Raw genomic sequence first — 17210 nt, forward strand, 5'->3', positions numbered from 1 at the left:
ACTTATGATCAGGCTCCCGATGAATTTTGGGGCCTGATCATCAGCCCCGCACGCTGTCCAACCGGCACCTGGCGATTCGGGAACACAATCGCCTCCGGCCGATCACCCACCCGGTAACACGTTCGTTCGTCTTCCCAGATGACGGTACCGGGGGCGTATTCAGTAAAATTCGATGCATCATCCGCGACATGAAACCGGAACCCCTGGCCCGTATTCAAAACCTCGTGAACCACCTCATACACGGTCAGCCGGCCAAGGTTCTCTGCTGAGGCGGGGGAAGGCTCGCCTGAAAACCGCCGCCGAAGGGCCTCCCTTATGCCGGAGAAACGGCCGTGGTCGTTCTCACCGAACGGCCGAACCTTCCCCAGTTCAATAGTAAAACTCTCCGCCCCGAGTTTTGACGACGTAAACGAAGAAAACGTCGTACCCGCCTTGTGCTGCAGTAGCAGCGTCTCCACATCGGCCTCCAGCAAAAAACGGCACTGGCTGGCGGGCACTTCACGGCCTTCAACAAACGGATAAAGCGCGAACTTCTCACGGCAGGAGGGCCGAATGGCTGTATGCAGATCGTAATGACTCAAAGCCAGCCCGGAATGCCGGTCCGAAAATTCCCGGCAGAGCCTCTCAAGCTCCGCAGCCCGATGTGCTTCTGGGAAGTTCTGATATTCCGCTTTGGCATGCGCACCGGCAAACAGCCGATTCATATTCACATCCAGAAACCGCTCCCCGGCCACCATGGCCGGTGGATTGCCCAGAATCAGAAGCAGAGGGCAGGTAATTGGCAGGTCGCCGCGAAGGATATCTGAAACCAGCTCATTCAGAACTTCGATAGGTGCCGTTTCATTACCGTGGACACCGGCAGAAATGATGAGGGCTTCGTGGTTTGGATTGGGGGTAGTTGAAGGTGGTGTCAGTTCAAGAATGCCGACATCGCGGCGGATCACCCCAGTGCCGTCTGTCAGTGTGGAGGCGGCGTTTGGGATTTGTGAATCACTGTGGCTGAGGGTATGAGTCAGCCAGTTGGTGGCCAATCCAAAAAGTTCAGAAGAAGTATGCATATCATCGTCCCCGAACAGATTAGAAGGTCAGCGGGTTTATGGCCGTCCGGGAATGTTGAAGGCCACGGATGGCCGAAAACAAGCGCACATGGATGTGCTCGTAGCGGTTCCCGGACGGCCATAAACCCGCTGGCCCGGCACCAAAGCCAAAGGGGGAAAGAGCCTAGTTCTGAACCGGCCGCTGATGCCGTAAAAGATGACTTTCAAGCTTACGAAACGCAAAAACGAGAATAAACGTCAGCACCAGATAACAACACGCCACAAAGATAAACGCATCAAACGGCGCATAGAACCGTGAGTAAATATTCCTCGCCGCCCCGGTAAGATCCACAATCGTCACCACACTGGCAATCGCACTCGAATGCAGCATGAAAATAACCTCATTGGAGTACGCCTGAACCGCCCGCCGCGCCGCGCTCGGCAGGACAATGCGACGGGTACGCAACCACCAGCTCATACCATACGCCTTGGCGGCCTCAATCTCCCCGTTGGGTGTAGACACAATCGCCCCGCGAATGATCTCAGTGGTATAGGCGCAGGTATTCAGCGCAAACGCCAGAAGGGCAGGGTAAAACGGCTCCCGGAAAATCTCCCACCAGAAGGTTTCCTGAATACCCGGAATCTGGGCAATGCCGTAGTAGATGATGTACAACTGAATCAACAGTGGGGTACCACGGAACAGGTAGGTATAGACCCAGACCGGCCCGGATACGAAGGGATTTTTTACGGTTCGCAGCAACGCCAGAGGAACGGCACAGACAAGCCCTACAATCAGGGACAGGAAGACCAGCTGTACGGTCGTCACCAAACCGTCCCAGTATTCCATGATGGTCATGGCGGTGAAGATGTCGTTCTGGTCCAGCCATTGGGCGATAAAATCAGGCATCGTTTATCCCCCGTGGACAACGCCGACGTTGGCGCGCTTATCGAGCCATTTGATAAACAGCTCAGAGCCTGCTGTCAGGGCCAGGTAGACCGCTGCAACAGGGATGAAAAAGTGGAACGGCATACGCTCGGCCTTGGCCGCTTCCTCTGCCACCCGGACCATATCTGTCAGTCCGATGATAGAAACCAGGGCCGTTGTTTTCAGCAGCACCTGCCAGTTGTTGCCAATGCCTGGCAGTGCGTGTCGCAGCATTTGCGGGAAAATGATACGGCGGAAAGTGTGCCAGCGGGTAAAACCATAGGCCTTGGCCGCCTCGACCTGACCGGTTTCAACGGCCAGGAACGCACCCCGGAAGGTTTCAGTCATGTAGGCACCAAAAATCAGGCCGATGGTCACTACGCCAGAGATAAACGGATCGAACTGAAAGAAAAAATCAATCTCGTAGGCTTCATAGAGGTAGTCCGACAGGTTGTTCACGGCTACCTGGCCGCCGTAGTAGAACAGCAGCATCATCACCAGGTCAGGAATGCCTCGAATCACGGTGGTGTAGCCAGTCGCGATACCCTTGGCCAGTCGGTTTCCCGACAGTTTCGAGGAAGCACCGATCAGCCCCAGAGCGAGTGCCAGAGCGAGGGAAAGAAAGGCCAGTTCGATGGTGATTACCGCACCGTCAAGCAGGCTCGGGCCGTAGCCTTTGAGATCGAACATGAATAGTTCCGGTCAGCAGGGGTGGCCTCTCGGCCACCCCTGACAGCGTTTACATCTTGACGTCGTAAGCGAAGTATTTCTGCATGATGGCATCGTAAGTGCCGTCATTCTTCAGCTTCTTCAGAGTGGCGTTAACCTTGCCAGCCAGGTCCTTGTCACGCTTGCGCATGGCAACACCAACACCGTCGCCCAGCTTGACCGGCTCACCGACTTCCTTGAAGCCTTCTTTGGAGAGAACGGTTTGCTCGCCTACCGGGTAATCGACGAAGACTACATCCAGTCGCTGGCCTTCAAGGTCCAGTACCATGTCATCCGCAGTGGTGTAACGCTTGATGGTTACTACGCCGCCCATTTCCTCGGTTACGAAGGTGTCCATGGTGGTACCGCGCTGAACACCCACAGTTTTGCCTTTCATGGCTTCCATGTCGGTGACGTCGGTGTTGAAATCGTCCGGTCCGAACCAGCCACCCGGGGTGTTGTAGTACGGCTCGGAAAACAGGACGCGCTCGGCCCGTTCCGGGGTAATGGACATGGAGGACATGATAGCGTCGAACTTGCGTGCTACGAGTCCGGGGATCATGCCGTCCCAGGCCTGGATGACGAATTCGCAGTCGGCTTTCATTTCGGCACACATGGCTTCAGCCAGTTCCACTTCGAAGCCGGTAAGTTCGCCGTTTTCATCTTTGTATTCGAACGGCTCGTAGGGCACGTCGAATGCAATGCGGATTTCTTTCCAGTCTTTAGCCTGGACGGTGCCGGCAGCCATTGCCAGGGCGCAGCTTGCTGCAACGATCAGTTTTTTCATGTGTCACTTCTCCAGTTATTGCCTTTTGGGCTTATTTTTCTGACGTTTTAATGTCAACTTCGATTCAAGATAGCACCGGGTATCAGAACTTTGGAGCCAGGAACTGTTTCATACGCTCCGACTCCGGATGATCGAATACTTTGTCCGGTGTACCCTGTTCCTCGATCACGCCCTGATGCAAAAACAGGACCTGAGTTGACACATCCCTTGCAAACGCCATTTCGTGGGTGACCACGATCATGGTTCGGCCTTCCTCAGCCAGACTCTGCATAACCTTGAGAACTTCGCCTACCAGCTCAGGATCGAGTGCGGAGGTTGGCTCATCGAACAGCATGACTTCCGGCTCCATGGCGAGCGCCCGGGCAATGGCCGCCCGTTGTTGCTGACCGCCAGACATCTGGGCCGGGTAATAATCCTTGCGTTCGTAGATGCCAACTTTCTGGAGGTAGGCTTCGGCGCGCTCAATAGCTTCCTTTTTGGGGACCTTGAGCACGTGGACGGGTGCTTCAATGATGTTTTCCAGCACCGTCATGTGTGACCACAGATTGAATCCCTGAAACACCATCGACAGCTTGGCCCGGATAAGTTCAACCTGTCGATTATCGGCGGGAATTCGCTCGCCTTTGCCGTTGTCTTTGAACCGTATTGGGTCGCCGTGCACGATAATGTCGCCAGAAGTCGGCGTTTCCAACAGGTTGATACAGCGTAGAAAAGTACTTTTTCCGGAGCCGGAGCTGCCGATCAGAGAGACGACATCCCCTTTTCGGGTTTCCAGCGAAATGCCCTTGAGCACTTCCAGTTTATTAAAGGTTTTGTGAATATCCCTGCAGATCAAGGGTGCTTGGTCCGCCATGGGTGGCTCCTGGGCTGTCATTCAAAGGCGCATGTTTTACGTACTGTGGAACAGGAAATCAATACCTACTAGTGAGGGTTTTGAAGCGAATCCCGTGCCGGAATATCTCCTGGTACTGGCATCCTGATCACTTTACTACCTTCTTTTTCCATATTACGCATGGCCTCGCTCACAAAGCGGACGTGGGCCGTTGCGACTTTCTGGGCGACTGCCGGTTTGCCCTCCATGACCGCTTCGTAGAGCTGGCGGTGCTGGCGTACGATCTTCTTGCGCATCTCCTCACGGGGATTGAGGTTGGCAACCGATGCCTGGACGGTCATCAGCATCATGTTTTTCAGGCTGTTGAGTACGTGGACCAATACCGGATTGTGAGATGCCTCCACGATCGCCAGATGAAAACCATGATCTGGTCGGGCGTTACTCAGGGGATCGGTGTCTTCCAGTGCCTTGAACGCCTTCGTTATACGGTGCTTGTCGATACTGGTGGCACGTTGTGCCGCCAGGAAAGCAGCCTGTCCTTCCAGCTGCTCCCGGACTTCCAGCAGATCGTAAAGTGTTCGTGGGTGGCCTTCGAAAAGATGCATGAGTGGTCCGGGCTCGCCCATCGCATCTGTGTTGGGAACTATGCTGGCCACGAATGAACCTTTGCCATGACGGGTTTCAATAACGCCACGTCCCTGAAGCTCGTGCAAAGCTTCCCTGATGACTGCCCGGGATACACTGAGGCGAGCCGCAAGTTGCCGTTCTGAGGGGATTTTCTGTCCCGGTGCCAGACCACCATCAAGGATGAGACGTTCCAGCCGGTATGAGATTTCCTGGGAGATTGCCATTCAGTTGCCTGTTGCTGCCCTCTGGTCTGACCAGTTGCTGTTTTAATTCTGAGTGGTTGATCCGTCAACTGAAGTGCTCCTGAGCCCCGTAAATATGGCTGATTCCGTCAGGTTCGTCCATTTTTCTTGAATTAAAAACTGGTCTGACCAGTGTCCAGTGTTCTGGACTATTCCGGGATTCATGACGAATATCTTTCAGATGCCGAGTTGCGCCTTCCGCTTTCTTGGCAAGTTTTAGAGGCTGACAAATAAAATAACGCGAACGGAGAAAGAGTTGATGAACTCCAACAAGAACATCCGTAAACATGATGACAACAGTGAGGCAAGACCTCGCCGCAGTTTCCTGAAAACCGCCGCAGTGGGAGCTGCACTGGCGGGTACCATGATGTTTGGTGCAGGCCAGGCTCAGGCTGCGACTACCTGGAAACTCCAGTCCGTATGGGATGCCGGCACCGTAGGCTATGACCTGTTTGAAGACTGGTGCAACAGCATTAAAGAGAAGTCCGGCGGCGAGCTGATTTTCAAACCCTATCCGGCCAAAGCGGTTGCCGCGGACAACAATGCGTTGTTCGATGCGGTTCGTAACGGCGTACTGCAGGGTATGAACCCGTTCACCTTGTACTGGTCCGGCAAGATCCCAGCGTCTGTATTCCTGTCTTCCTACCCGGCCGGTCCTGACCAGCCGCACCAGTGGGATACCATGTTCTATTCTCTGGGCATGCTGGAAAAGACCCGGGAAATCTACAAGAAGTACGGCCTGTTCTATGTCGGCCCGATCCAGCACGATGCCAACATCATCCACTCCAAGAAGCCGGTTAACAGCCTTGCAGACCTCAAGGGTATGAAGATGCGGGTTCCGGGTGGCATGGTTGCCGAGGTATTCCAGCAGTTCGGTGTATCCACCGTTAGTCTGCCGGGTTCCGATATCTTCCCGGCCCTGGAAAAAGGCACCATCGATGCAGCGGACTACGTGGGTCCTGCTGTGAACTACGAACTGGGCTTCTCCCAGGTGACCGACTACATCATGTTCGGACCTCCGGGCGTTATGTCCATCTACCAGCCGGTGGATCTGATGGACCTGACTGTAAACCTGCGTGCCTGGAATGCTCTAGATCCGAAACTGCAGCAACTGGTTGAAGACGAAGTACGTATCTACTCTCAGAAGCACTATCTGACCATCCAGAAGCGCAACATCGAAGCGATGGAGAAGTTCAAGGCTGACGGTGACACGGTTACCCGTCTGAGCCAGGACGATCTCCGCGAGTTCCGTCGCGCTGCCATCCCCATCTGGTACAACTGGGCTAACAAGAACGAAGATGCCAAAGAAATCTTCGATATGCAGCTCAAGTACATGATGAATGACACTGTCGGTTACATCACCGAGGAAGACCTCGAGGCTGCCAAGAAGCAGATGTAATCGGACAGGTTCAACAATAACGAAAATGCGGGGAAGGGCAGGGAGTGCCAGGACGTAAGCGCCAGGCACCTCCTGCCCTTCCCCGCGCTGTGATTGAGGTGATGGCAGTATGTCTGATCTGAGTAATTTCGGCTTTGTGCTACCCCATTGGTTCTACTGGGGATGGCTGGCCATTATGCCGCTGATCATGATGGCGTGGGATCGTTGGTCCAGCGCTCGCGGTGTCCAGGCAATGGACAAGAACGCACTGGCCAATGAAAAGCTTCAAGAAATTGAAGCCGAAATGTCGAAGACCATCGAGGGTGACTACGAGAACTGGTTTACCCGGATCGTCGACTGGATCAGTGATAAGTCCGGTGTGTTTATCGCGTTCTGGACGGTGAATGCGGTTGTTTTCTACTTCTTCGAAGTGGTTATGCGTTACATCTTCAATATGCCCACTATCTGGGTGCATGAGGCCAGCTTCCTGCTGTTTGGTATGCAATACCTCCTGGCGGGCGGATTCGCCCTGTTGCACGGCGCCCATGTTCGCGTGGACGTAATCTACAACCTTCTGCCTGAGCGTGGCCGGATTGGCATGGATATCTTCACGTCCATGTTCTTTTTCATGTTCGCCCTGGCGTTAATCATTACTTCCTGGACTTTCTTCCAGAACTCCTACTCGATGGACGAACGTACCGTAGAGACCTGGGGCATCCAGTACTGGCCGGTCAAGGCCATGATGCTGTTGGGAGCAGTTCTGATTTTGTTGGCGGGACTGTCCAAGCTGATTAAGGACATTGCCTTGTTCATCAAGTTTGGCCGGGAGCAGAAAGCATGAGTTCCAGTACCATGAATAACCCCAAGTCCGGCGGCCTCACGGGGAAGCTTGGCACCTGGTTGATGATTCTGGCCACGGTGGCGCTGGCCTTCGTGATGTTCGTCGAGATCGTCAACATTCTTTTCTACGATCCGTTCAGTGATGAAAAATTCCTGTTCAAACTGGCCGGTAGTCTGGCTGGTGTTGAAATCGGGCCGCTGACGTACCTGATGTTCGGCTCACTTCTTGTGGCGCTGATGATGGGCCTGCCCCTGGCCTTCGTGACGGGTGGGCTCGGTGTGGCCTTTATCTATCTGGTCGGGGATTCGCTGATGTTGAACATCATCCCGAGCCGGATTTTCCCGATGATGACCAACTCGGATCTCGCTGCGATTCCGCTGTTCATCTTCATGGCCTCGATGCTTGAGCGGGCAGGTCTGATCGAAGAGATGTTCAACGTCGTCTACAAATGGATGGGCGGTGTCGGTGGTGGCCTGGCGATTGCGACCATCCTGGCCTCTACCATTCTGGCAGCGATGGTGGGTGTTATCGGTGCTGCGGTTGTGACCATGGGTATCATTGCCCTGCCGGCTATGCTCAAACGGGGATACGATCACAAGATCGCCCTGGGTTCCATTATGGCGGGGGGTACACTGGGTATCCTGATTCCACCGTCCATCCTCGCTATTCTCTACGCCGTTGTTGCTCAGCAATCTGTGGGCGAGCTGTACCTGGGTTCTGTTATTCCGGGTATTTTGCTGTCCAGTCTGTATGTGTTCTACGTGTGGATCCGCGCCAAGCTCAACCCGAAGCTGGGACCTCCGATTCCTGAGGAAGAGCGTATCGGGTTTGTGGACAAGCTGTTGCTCCTCAAAGACCTGATCGCACCGCTGATTCTTGTGTTCCTGGTATTGGGCCTGCTTTTCGGCGGTATCGCCACACCGGTCGAGGCTGCCGGTATTGGTTCCTTCGGCGCCATTCTGGTTGCCATGAAGCACAAGGTATTCTCCATCGCGACCCTGCGTGATGCATCCGTTACCACTGCCAAGGCGTCAGCCATGGTGTTGTGGATTATGTTTGGCGCGTCGGTGTTTGTTGGTTTCTACATCCTTCAGGGCGGGCAGGACTTTATTACCGAATCCATCCTCGGTACCGGTCTGTCGGCATACGGCATCCTGTTCCTGTTGATGGTACTGCTGGTGCTGTTGGGCATGTTCCTGGATTGGGTCGGCATCCTCTTGCTGGCGGTGCCCATCTTTATCCCGATTGTACAGGCGCTGGAGTTCCCGGGACTGTTCGGGCTGCCGGGCGTTCAGGGCGATGACGTCGTCCTGTGGTTCGGTGTTCTGTACCTGGTGAACATGCAGATGTCTTTCCTCAGTCCTCCGTTCGGCTACGCGCTGTTCTACATCCGCGGTGTGTGCCCGCCGGAAATCACCATGGGAACTATCTTCAAGTCTTCCCTGGTGTTCCTGGCTGTCCAGGCGTTCGGGCTGTTCCTCTGTGTTCTGTTCCCGGCGATTACAACCTGGCTGCCGAGCCTTGTTTATAGCTAAACCAAAAGGAGTAAAACGATATGTTGACGATCAACCGGCTGGATATTGCTGAAGCGCGAATTCTGATTGCAGGGGCTGCTGAAAAAGCCCGCGAGATTGGTGTTCCCATGTGCATCGCCATTGTTGACGAGTCCGGCAACCTGATTGCCTTCGAACGTATGGACGGTGGCAAGACTTCCAGCGTAACCATCGCTCAGGACAAAGCCTTCACTGCAGCGGCAGCCAAGAAAGCCACTCACGACTACAACAAAGTAAACACTCCGGGCAGCCTGGCTTTCGGTATCCATACTGAAGTCGGTGGCCGGATCAGCTCTGTTGGTGGTGGCCTGCCGGTGATCGTCAACGGTGAAGTTGTGGGTGGTATCGGCCTGAGCTCCGGCACTCCGCAGCAAGACATGGATTGTGCCCAGGCCGGCCTCGACCATTTCGAAGCCCAACGCCAGTAATTATCAGAGAAAGCTATGACTACCAAGCCTAAAGCCAGCAAAGCACAGCTGGCGGAGCAATTCCGGAGCTTTATTGATCCGGAATACGTCATCACTGATGACGAAACCCTAAGGCCCTACGAGTGTGATGGCCTCGCGATGTATCGCGAAATGCCCATGCTGGTGGTTCTGCCGGAAACCGTGGATCAGGTACAGCGTGTAATGCGTATCTGTCATGAGAACAATGTTCCGGTCGTCGCCCGAGGCGCGGGCACTGGCCTGTGTGCCGGTGCCATGCCTCACAAGGAAGGGGTGGTGCTCTCGCTGGCCAAGTTTGATCAGATCATCAAGATTGATCCGATTGGTCGAACCGCACGGCTGCAACCGGGTGTACGTAACCTGGCCATCAGTGAAGCGGCTTCCCAGTACGGCCTCTATTACGGCCCGGACCCCTCGTCACAGATAGCCTGTACCATCGGCGGTAACGTGGCGGAAAACTCCGGTGGTGTGCACTGCCTCAAATACGGCCTGACTGTGCACAACATCCTGAGTGTGGAAATGGTGACCGCTGAGGGTGATCTGATCAACATCGGCAGTGACGGTCTCGACAGCTGCGGCATGGATCTGCTGGCGTTGATTACCGGCTCCGAAGGACTTCTTGGTGTAGTCACTGAAGTGAAGGTCAAGTTGTTGCCAACACCGGAAGTGGCTCAGGTCATCATGGCTGGATTTGATAGTGTAGAAAAAGGCGGTGATGCGGTGGGAGGCATTATCTCCCACGGCATTATCCCGGGCGGACTGGAAATGATGGATGGTCATGCCATCGTTGCTGCTGACGATTTCGCCCAGGCTGGCTACCCCCGGGATGCCAAGGCTTTGCTGCTGTGCGAAGTCGATGGCACCGAAGAAGAAGTCCATGAGCACATTGCAGAGGCGGAGGAAGTTTTCCGCAAGCTGGGTGCAACGTCTATCCGTACCTCACAGAGCGAAGAAGAGCGCGCGTTGTTGTGGAAAGGCCGGAAATCTGCCTTCCCGGCAGTGGGCCGGATATCTCCGGACTACTATTGCATGGACGGTACAATTCCTCGTCGCCATCTGGCTCGTGTCCTTCTGGAAATGGACAAGATGTCTGAGGAATTTGGTCTGCGTGTGGCGAACGTGTTTCACGCCGGCGATGGTAACCTGCATCCGTTGATCCTGTTTGATGCGAACGTACCGGGTGAGTTTGAGACCACCGAAGCGTTCGGCAGCAAGATTCTTGAGCTGTGTGTCGAAGTCGGTGGCTGTATCACCGGTGAGCACGGCGTAGGTGTCGAGAAGATCCGCCAGATGGCCGTGCAATTCAATGACGAAGAACTCCAGCAGTTCCATGACGTCAAAGCTGCCTTCGATCCGACCGGTATGCTGAACCCGGGCAAGGGTGTGCCTACCCTGAAGTTCTGCCAGGAATACCGTTCTATCGAACACAAGCAACACAAGCACGAACATACGGATGGCGCTCATGGCTGATTTGACCCAACAGTTACAGGAGCAGGTGCTCCAGGCCCGTAGCAACGGGCAGAAACTCAACATTATTGGCGGTGGCACAAAATCCTTTATGGGACGTGCCGCCGACGCTGATGCCGGAACCCTCAGCCTGGCTGAGCACACCGGTGTCGTTGAATACCATCCGGTAGAGCTGGTGCTGACGGTTAGAGCGGGAACTCCCATCGGTGAGATCGAAGCAACCCTGGCTGAAGAGGGCCAGTGCCTGCACTTCGAACCACCCCGCTTTGGCGATGGGTCTACCATTGGCGGTACCCTGGCGTGCAACCTGTCCGGGCCGGCGCGCCCCTGGGCGGGCTCGGTTCGGGACCAGGTTCTGGGTGTCCGTCTTCTCAATGGCAAGGGCGAACACCTTCGCTTTGGCGGTCAGGTTATGAAAAACGTGGCCGGTTATGACGTTTCCCGCTTGCAGGCCGGTGCCATGGGTACCCTGGGCGTGATTACTGAAATCAGCATGAAGGTCATGCCGAAACCTGCTGCCTCCGCAACCCTGGTGGAGGAGATGGGCATGGACGAGGTCATTGAATACATGAACCGCCGTGCCGGTGAATCAAAGCCGATCACGGGTGCTTGCTGGGTTGACGGTAAGGTGTATCTGCGCTTGTCTGGCGCCCGCTCAGCCGTGGAGGCCACTGCTGAGAAGTGGTCCGGTGATGTCATGGAAGGTGGGGATGATTTCTGGAAGAGCGTGCGCGATATGCAGCATGACTTCTTTGCCGGCGATGAGGCACCTCTCTGGCGCTTCTCGGTCGATTCCACCGCCCCGACCCCCAGGGCTGATGGTCAGTGGTTTATCGACTGGGTTGGTTCCCAGCGCTGGTTCCGTGGCGAAGCGACTCTGTCAGACCTTGAACCTCTTGCCCGTAATGCCGGAGGCCAGGTCAGCCAGTTCCGTGGTGGCGATCGCACAGGAGAGGTTCTGCATCGTCAGCCGGAGGCACTCAAGGCCATCCAGCGTCGCGTGAAAAACTCGTTCGACCCCGACGGCATTTTCAATCCTGGCCGTCTTTATAGTTGGTTGTAATTATGCAAACGAATCTGGTTCAACAATTTGCCAATACCCCTGAGGGGCAGGAGGCAGAGTCCATCCTCCGGGCATGCGTCCACTGTGGGTTCTGTACCGCGACCTGTCCCACCTATCAGGAGCTGAACGACGAGCGGGACGGTCCCCGTGGTCGTATCTACCTGATGAAAATGTTCCTTGAAGGTGAGGAAGTCACCGAGAAAACCAGGGAACACCTGGATCGCTGCCTAACGTGTCGCAGCTGCGAAACCACTTGCCCTTCCGGTGTGAAATACGGGCGTCTCGTGGATATCAGCCGTGAGCTGATTGAACGTGAAGTGCCCCGCGAGCCGAAAGACAAATGGATGCGCTGGGCTCTGGCCCGGGTACTGCCGAACCGCCAGCTGTTTGGACTTCTGCTTCGCCTCGGGCAGTTTTTCCGTCCGGTTCTGCCTGGCAAGCTCCGTACCAAAGTACCGCCCAGGAAACAGGCCAGTCCATGGCCTGCGGCCAGCCACAACCGCATTGTGCTGGCACTGGCTGGCTGCGTTCAGCCATCTGCGACGCCGAATACCAATGCGGCAGCGGCCCGGGTACTGGACAAACTTGGCATCACTATGGTCGAAGCTCCGGAAGCCGGATGTTGTGGTGCAGTGAACTATCATCTGTCCGAGCATGAAAAAGGCCTGGAGCGGATGCGCCAGAATATTGATGCCTGGTGGCCTGCCATTGAAGCCGGTGCCGAGGCCCTCATCATGACTGCGTCAGGCTGTGGCGCGATGGTTCAGGATTATGGGCACCTGCTTAAAGACGATCCTGTCTATGCAGAGAAGGCCCGGAAGGTGAGTGAGCTGTGTACCGACATTGGTGCGTTCCTGCTGAAGCAGGATCTGGAAAAGCTCAACCTGAACAAGACGCAGGGCAAAGTGGCTTTCCACTGCCCGTGCACACTGCAGCACGCGATGAAACAAAGTGGTGTGGTTGAGCAGGTACTGACCAAGGCGGGCGTCAATCTGGCCCAGACCAAAGACAAGCATCTGTGCTGCGGTTCCGCCGGTACCTACTCCGTGCTTCAGCCAGAGCTGAGTCAGAAACTTCTGAGTAACAAACTTGAAGCGCTGACCATGGACAAACCAGATCGCATCGTAACGGCAAACATCGGTTGCCAGATGCACCTGGAAACCAAGTCTCCGGTTCCGGTCCAGCACTGGATCGAATTGCTTGACCAGTAACGGCGCATCCTGAAAAAAGAAGGGCCAGGTGGGTATTACCCCCTGGCCCTTTTTTATGACAGTGACTGAACCTCTTTGCGGTCAACTTGGCAGTTGGCTGGCAGCTCGCGCGGCGGGGGATTGAGCCAGGTAGGCGAGTGCCTGTTCCGTATTGCCCTCGTTTATGGGGTGGAAATCCGGAGAGGCCCAGCGCAAGGTGGCTTCGACCAGGAATGTAAACGTGGGGACATTTCGGGTTCTCTTTCCGGTCACTTGCAACTGGTTCAAGATAGCCGGTAGCCATTGTCGCCCCATCTTCCGTACTTCCGGGGTTGGGTCTTGGCGCATCAGGGTTCTGCCGCCTTCCGAGATGTAATAGACGATCAGAGGGAAGACCAGGGCCATCAGAGCCTGCCGACTGATATAGAAGCCCAGTTGGGTCTGGCAAAGGTGTTCAAAAAGGTCGTAGGCCACGGTGCGGTGCTCGACTTCTTCCGCCAGGTGCCACTTGAACAGGTCTACCATGGCAGGATCTCCATCTTCCTCCCATGAGGTATTGTCCATCGCCCACTGGCCAAGTACCCCGGTGAAATGCTCGATCGCCGCGATCACGCCGACTCGAAGCACTAACCAGGGCTTTTCCAGCGATTTTCGGTGCAGAGCCGGAATACCGAATGGCTGTTCTCCCAGCAGGGATTTGAAAAGCCAGTCTACTTGCCTGAGAAAGTCATCCAGTTCCAGTCCGTGCTCCTGCAGGTAGATCTGGGCCTTGCTGTGTACTCGGGAGTGGGTCGCCTCCTGACGGATAAATCCTTCCACGTCCGCACGTAGCACCTCATCCGTAACCAATGGAAGGGCCTTGTTGTACACCCTGCAGAACCAGAGTTCTCCCTCCGGCAACAGCAAATGGATGCCATTGATAACATGAGTGGAAAACGGATCGTCCCTGAGCCAGTGCAGTGGAGTCTTCTGGAGATCAAACTGAACCCGGCGAGCCCGTAACGGGGGGCGTTTAGTACCGTTCATATCGGACAGCTCCTTAGCTTTAAGGTGTGATATCAAGACGCGCGACCATACGCGATACAGTGGGCGCGAATCGGCTGACGATACGGGTAGCGAGGGCTTCGGGGCCGACCAGGCTGATCGCGGGGTTATGGAGTATCGATTGGCAGATTCGTTCGGCGACATCCTCGGGAGTGAATGTCGCGTGACGCTTGTACAGGCTGTCGGCTTTGGCCCGTTTTTCCGCCTGTTCCTCGTCGCTGAGGCCAGCATAGACGGTATTTTGTGCTATACCGGTAGCGACAAAGCCCGGGCATACCGAGGTCACCCCGATGTCGTACTCGGCCAACTCCGCCCGCAGGCATTCGCTGAGCATATGTACGGCGGCTTTGCTGGTGGCATAGGCTGCGAGTTTTCGGTTGGGGGCAAAAGCGGCTGCAGAGGCGACGTTGATGATGTGGCCGGCGCAGTGGGCGTCGACCATTTGCTGGCCAAATAAACGGCTGCCGTGGATAACGCCCCAGAGATTTACCTTGAGGATGCGTTCCCAGTCCTGGTTCGACGTGTCCAGCACGCCGCCAGCCATTCCTATCCCGGCGTTGTTCACTACGATCTCTGCGCAGCCAAGTTCTTTCTCCACCCACCTGGCCAGTTTTTGCATGGCTGCCGCAGACCCAACGTCCACCTGTTTGCTCCAGGCAACCGCTCCAAGGGCGCGAACATCCCGTGCCGTATCTTTGGCTGCATCTTCATTGATGTCGACGCACACCAGGTCGGCACCCAGGCCGGCGAGCCTGAGGGCGGTGGCGCGACCAATGCCAGAACCGGCTCCGGTGATTACAGCGGTTTTACCGGTCAGAGGCAGCCCGAAACGCTCGGGTCGGACCCGTGCATGCTGCAGTGCTGACGGCATATTGCCACTGTCGACTCCGGTGACGAATTCTCCTATCCAATGGGCTATGCGATCCGGATGGCTCAGTGGAACCCAGTGATTGGCATTGATGTCACGGCGATACAACTGTGGAACCCATTCATGCAATCCATCGAACAGGTGGGCGCCGACATAGTTGTCCCGGGTTGGCACGATCAGCTGGACAGGGCAATGCGCCGGGCGCGGCTCAGGGTTCAGCAGTTTGTGGCGGAAGTTTGCACGGTATAGCTGAACACCGTTGCGGCCGTCTTTCTCCTGGGTTGGATTGGGTGTGGATTCCGCCACCTTTTCGCGGAGCTTCAGATAACGGGGCCACAGTTTGTCCAGTCCCCCCTGCCAGGCGACTGGTGCGAGAACCGGTAAATGGAAAAATCCGATGTACCAGGAGCTGAAGAGTTGTTTGAGCACCTCGGCCTTGGCGCTGGCGGACAGGTTCAGTGTTTTGTTTCGTAACCAGTAACCCATGTGATCCAGGCAGGGGCCGGAAATGGTGGTGTAGGACAGAATACGCTGTTGCAAAGGGCCCGCTGTCACTGACTCCCAGCTCTGTATGGAGCCCCAGTCGTGTCCAGCCAGGTGAAAGGGTTTGCCTGGAATTATCACATCGACCACTGCGCGGAGGTCATCAGAGAGCTGTTGTATGCGATAGTCAGCCTGCTTTTTTGGCGCGCTGGATTCCCCTGCACCACGAACGTCGTAGGTAATGACAAAGTGCTTTTCGGCCAGGCGCTCGGCCACGGGTTGCCAAACAGTGTGATTGTCCGGATAGCCATGGACCAACACGATGGGAACTTTTCGATTATCGCCATAGGTGATCACGTTGAGCGTTGTATCGCCGCTGGGCACCCGGAGAGTGTTCTGCATAAAAGTTCCCTGATTGCTCTGATTGGTAAGCTTCAGGCTATCAGCGACGGTGTTCAGCGTTGTTTGCGGAATGGGTCGCGGGAGCGGCTTTTGGGGACAGGATCAATAATATTGGGGTAAGAACTCAGGTATACTTCCGGCTAACTTATTGAAACCACAGGGAGTGGATGTCTATGCCAAGGAGTCTGGCAGTGTTTTTTTGTATTCTGTTGAGTGCCTCTCCGGTATTTGCCGGCGTGTATACCTGGATTGATGATCAGGGGGTAGCGCACTTCTCTGATCATCCCCCTGCGAAAGCCCCTCACCGCGAAGTTGATATCCAGCCTGTAGCCACCGTTCCTATGTCAGAAAACCTGAAGCAGGGGCGGCGAGTGTCTGAGATCAGAAACGATGTGCAGAATGTTCTGTCAAATTCTGATCGCCCGGTCAAAACATCTGCCAAGGCCCGGGCGAGGGAAAGGGCAAAACATGAGAAAACCTGCGATCGCTACCGGCAGCAGCTGGAGACCATTCAGTCTCAGTTACGTGGCGGATACAGTAATGATCGGGGAAATTCCCTGAGGCAGCGACGCCGGGTCGTCAGCCAGAAAATGAGCAGGGAGTGTATTCTGGGCTAACCCGGAGTTTCATCAAGCCCGTTTGAAGCTGGCCAGAACCATGGCAGCAACAACAAAGAGGCTGCCGAACACCCGGTTCATTTGTCTTTGCCGGGCGGGAGTGGTCATGAACCTGAACAGCTGGCTGGCCAGCAACGCATACCCCAGCATTACCAGGCAATCGACCACAATCAGCGTTGACCCCATGGTGACGAGTTGAGGCGTGTGTGGGGCGCCTGCCACGAGGAACTGCGGAAACAGGGCGACCAGAAAGACCGTAGCCTTCGGGTTGGTCAGGTTCACGAAGGCTGCGTTCCAGAACTGCTTGTGGCTGCTCACCGCCGAGTGATCTTCTGCCATGGTTTCCATCACCGGCTCACGCCATTTTGAAATGCCCAGCCAGATCAGGTAGGCAACGCCCAGCCACTTGATCAGAGTCAGTGCGGTTGAGGACGACGCGACAAGGGCTCCGAGCCCTGCACCAACCAATAGAATCTGGGCACCGTACCCCAGTTGCAGGCCGAGGATGGCAGGCAGCGATCGTCGCACACCGAAGCGCATACCATTGCTCATGGTGTTAATGGCGCCGGCACCGGGCGACACGCTGATAAGTACGGAAGCAACGAGGAAAGTCAGCCAGAGGGTCAGGGACATGGACTCAGCTCTATCGATGGAATGTGTTCGGGGAAGAACTGTAATTTACCATGCCCGGGACTGACTG

Annotated in this window: 17 protein-coding genes; 8 read left to right on the forward strand and 9 right to left on the reverse strand. The window is 55.6% G+C overall.

Going from position 1 to position 17210, the window contains the following annotated elements:
- Positions 1-8: 8 nt before the first annotated feature.
- From astE to FWJ25_RS01480, 6 genes are all read right to left on the reverse strand, one after another.
- A complete protein-coding gene (gene astE, locus FWJ25_RS01455; protein ID WP_149598466.1) occupies positions 9-1058 on the reverse strand; it encodes a succinylglutamate desuccinylase in 1050 nt (349 codons plus the stop codon).
- 163 nt (positions 1059-1221) lie between these two features.
- Positions 1222-1944 (reverse strand): ABC transporter permease, encoded by a 723-nt coding sequence (locus FWJ25_RS01460; RefSeq protein ID WP_149598467.1) that lies wholly within the window; start codon positions 1942-1944, stop codon positions 1222-1224.
- A 3-nt stretch (positions 1945-1947) separates the two neighbouring features.
- Complete coding sequence (locus tag FWJ25_RS01465; RefSeq protein ID WP_149598468.1) at positions 1948-2652, reverse strand: ABC transporter permease; 705 nt, start codon at positions 2650-2652, stop codon at positions 1948-1950.
- A gap of 49 nt (positions 2653-2701) precedes the next feature.
- Positions 2702-3457 (reverse strand): transporter substrate-binding domain-containing protein, encoded by a 756-nt coding sequence (locus tag FWJ25_RS01470; RefSeq protein WP_149598469.1) that lies wholly within the window; start codon positions 3455-3457, stop codon positions 2702-2704.
- An 82-nt stretch (positions 3458-3539) separates the two neighbouring features.
- On the reverse strand, positions 3540-4310 hold the full coding sequence (locus tag FWJ25_RS01475; RefSeq protein WP_149598470.1) for an ABC transporter ATP-binding protein: 771 nt from the start codon (positions 4308-4310) through the stop codon (positions 3540-3542).
- 68 nt (positions 4311-4378) lie between these two features.
- Positions 4379-5140 carry an FCD domain-containing protein gene (locus FWJ25_RS01480; protein ID WP_149598471.1) on the reverse strand — a complete coding sequence of 254 codons (762 nt, stop codon included), beginning with the start codon at positions 5138-5140 and terminating at the stop codon, positions 4379-4381.
- 277 nt (positions 5141-5417) lie between these two features.
- On the opposite strand from FWJ25_RS01480, the gene dctP reads away from it, so the two are divergent.
- The 7 genes from dctP (at position 5418) to glcF (ending at position 13117) form a co-directional block, all read left to right on the forward strand.
- The gene (gene dctP, locus FWJ25_RS01485) at positions 5418-6557 is read left to right on the forward strand and encodes a TRAP transporter substrate-binding protein DctP (protein ID WP_149598472.1); all 1140 of its coding nucleotides are present in this window, start codon (positions 5418-5420) and stop codon (positions 6555-6557) included.
- Positions 6558-6666: 109 nt separating this feature from the next.
- Positions 6667-7377, forward strand: coding sequence for a TRAP transporter small permease subunit (locus tag FWJ25_RS01490; RefSeq protein WP_149598473.1), 711 nt, complete (start codon positions 6667-6669; stop codon positions 7375-7377).
- Positions 7374-8912 (forward strand): TRAP transporter large permease, encoded by a 1539-nt coding sequence (locus tag FWJ25_RS01495; protein WP_149598474.1) that lies wholly within the window; start codon positions 7374-7376, stop codon positions 8910-8912. Before FWJ25_RS01490 ends, FWJ25_RS01495 begins: the two co-directional genes overlap by 4 nt.
- 20 nt (positions 8913-8932) lie before the next feature.
- Positions 8933-9358: a GlcG/HbpS family heme-binding protein gene (locus FWJ25_RS01500; protein WP_149598475.1), complete on the forward strand. Its 426-nt coding sequence runs from the start codon at positions 8933-8935 to the stop codon at positions 9356-9358.
- A 15-nt stretch (positions 9359-9373) separates the two neighbouring features.
- A complete protein-coding gene (locus tag FWJ25_RS01505; protein ID WP_149598476.1) occupies positions 9374-10846 on the forward strand; it encodes an FAD-linked oxidase C-terminal domain-containing protein in 1473 nt (490 codons plus the stop codon).
- Positions 10839-11906 carry a glycolate oxidase subunit GlcE gene (glcE, locus tag FWJ25_RS01510; protein ID WP_149598477.1) on the forward strand — a complete coding sequence of 356 codons (1068 nt, stop codon included), beginning with the start codon at positions 10839-10841 and terminating at the stop codon, positions 11904-11906. The genes FWJ25_RS01505 and glcE overlap by 8 nt, the downstream gene beginning before the upstream one ends.
- Before the next feature lie 2 nt (positions 11907-11908).
- Complete coding sequence (glcF, locus tag FWJ25_RS01515) at positions 11909-13117, forward strand: glycolate oxidase subunit GlcF (protein ID WP_149598478.1); 1209 nt, start codon at positions 11909-11911, stop codon at positions 13115-13117.
- 81 nt (positions 13118-13198) lie between these two features.
- On the opposite strand, the gene FWJ25_RS01520 is transcribed toward glcF, so the two are convergent.
- Complete coding sequence (locus tag FWJ25_RS01520) at positions 13199-14122, reverse strand: metal-dependent hydrolase (protein WP_149598479.1); 924 nt, start codon at positions 14120-14122, stop codon at positions 13199-13201.
- A 19-nt stretch (positions 14123-14141) separates the two neighbouring features.
- Complete coding sequence (locus FWJ25_RS01525) at positions 14142-15893, reverse strand: SDR family oxidoreductase (protein ID WP_149598480.1); 1752 nt, start codon at positions 15891-15893, stop codon at positions 14142-14144.
- Positions 15894-16084: 191 nt separating this feature from the next.
- On the opposite strand from FWJ25_RS01525, the gene FWJ25_RS01530 reads away from it, so the two are divergent.
- A complete protein-coding gene (locus FWJ25_RS01530; RefSeq protein WP_246166626.1) occupies positions 16085-16510 on the forward strand; it encodes a DUF4124 domain-containing protein in 426 nt (141 codons plus the stop codon).
- 12 nt (positions 16511-16522) lie between these two features.
- Here FWJ25_RS01530 and rhtB read toward each other — a convergent pair whose 3' ends face one another.
- Positions 16523-17143 carry a homoserine/homoserine lactone efflux protein gene (gene rhtB, locus FWJ25_RS01535; protein WP_149598482.1) on the reverse strand — a complete coding sequence of 207 codons (621 nt, stop codon included), beginning with the start codon at positions 17141-17143 and terminating at the stop codon, positions 16523-16525.
- Between the last annotated feature and the right edge of the window lie 67 nt (positions 17144-17210).

The sequence above is a fragment of the Marinobacter salinexigens genome (assembly GCF_008370345.1).
GTDB classification, from domain to species: domain Bacteria; phylum Pseudomonadota; class Gammaproteobacteria; order Pseudomonadales; family Oleiphilaceae; genus Marinobacter; species Marinobacter salinexigens.

Coding starts and splice junctions, on each gene's coding strand:
- astE (WP_149598466.1), bottom strand. CDS start 1,058: ATGCATACTTCTTCTGAACTTTTTGGATTGGCCACCAACTGGCTGACT.
- FWJ25_RS01460 (WP_149598467.1), bottom strand. CDS start 1,944: ATGCCTGATTTTATCGCCCAATGGCTGGACCAGAACGACATCTTCACC.
- FWJ25_RS01465 (WP_149598468.1), bottom strand. CDS start 2,652: ATGTTCGATCTCAAAGGCTACGGCCCGAGCCTGCTTGACGGTGCGGTA.
- FWJ25_RS01470 (WP_149598469.1), bottom strand. CDS start 3,457: ATGAAAAAACTGATCGTTGCAGCAAGCTGCGCCCTGGCAATGGCTGCC.
- FWJ25_RS01475 (WP_149598470.1), bottom strand. CDS start 4,310: ATGGCGGACCAAGCACCCTTGATCTGCAGGGATATTCACAAAACCTTT.
- FWJ25_RS01480 (WP_149598471.1), bottom strand. CDS start 5,140: ATGGCAATCTCCCAGGAAATCTCATACCGGCTGGAACGTCTCATCCTT.
- dctP (WP_149598472.1), top strand. CDS start 5,418: ATGAACTCCAACAAGAACATCCGTAAACATGATGACAACAGTGAGGCA.
- FWJ25_RS01490 (WP_149598473.1), top strand. CDS start 6,667: ATGTCTGATCTGAGTAATTTCGGCTTTGTGCTACCCCATTGGTTCTAC.
- FWJ25_RS01495 (WP_149598474.1), top strand. CDS start 7,374: ATGAGTTCCAGTACCATGAATAACCCCAAGTCCGGCGGCCTCACGGGG.
- FWJ25_RS01500 (WP_149598475.1), top strand. CDS start 8,933: ATGTTGACGATCAACCGGCTGGATATTGCTGAAGCGCGAATTCTGATT.
- FWJ25_RS01505 (WP_149598476.1), top strand. CDS start 9,374: ATGACTACCAAGCCTAAAGCCAGCAAAGCACAGCTGGCGGAGCAATTC.
- glcE (WP_149598477.1), top strand. CDS start 10,839: ATGGCTGATTTGACCCAACAGTTACAGGAGCAGGTGCTCCAGGCCCGT.
- glcF (WP_149598478.1), top strand. CDS start 11,909: ATGCAAACGAATCTGGTTCAACAATTTGCCAATACCCCTGAGGGGCAG.
- FWJ25_RS01520 (WP_149598479.1), bottom strand. CDS start 14,122: ATGAACGGTACTAAACGCCCCCCGTTACGGGCTCGCCGGGTTCAGTTT.
- FWJ25_RS01525 (WP_149598480.1), bottom strand. CDS start 15,893: ATGCAGAACACTCTCCGGGTGCCCAGCGGCGATACAACGCTCAACGTG.
- rhtB (WP_149598482.1), bottom strand. CDS start 17,143: ATGTCCCTGACCCTCTGGCTGACTTTCCTCGTTGCTTCCGTACTTATC.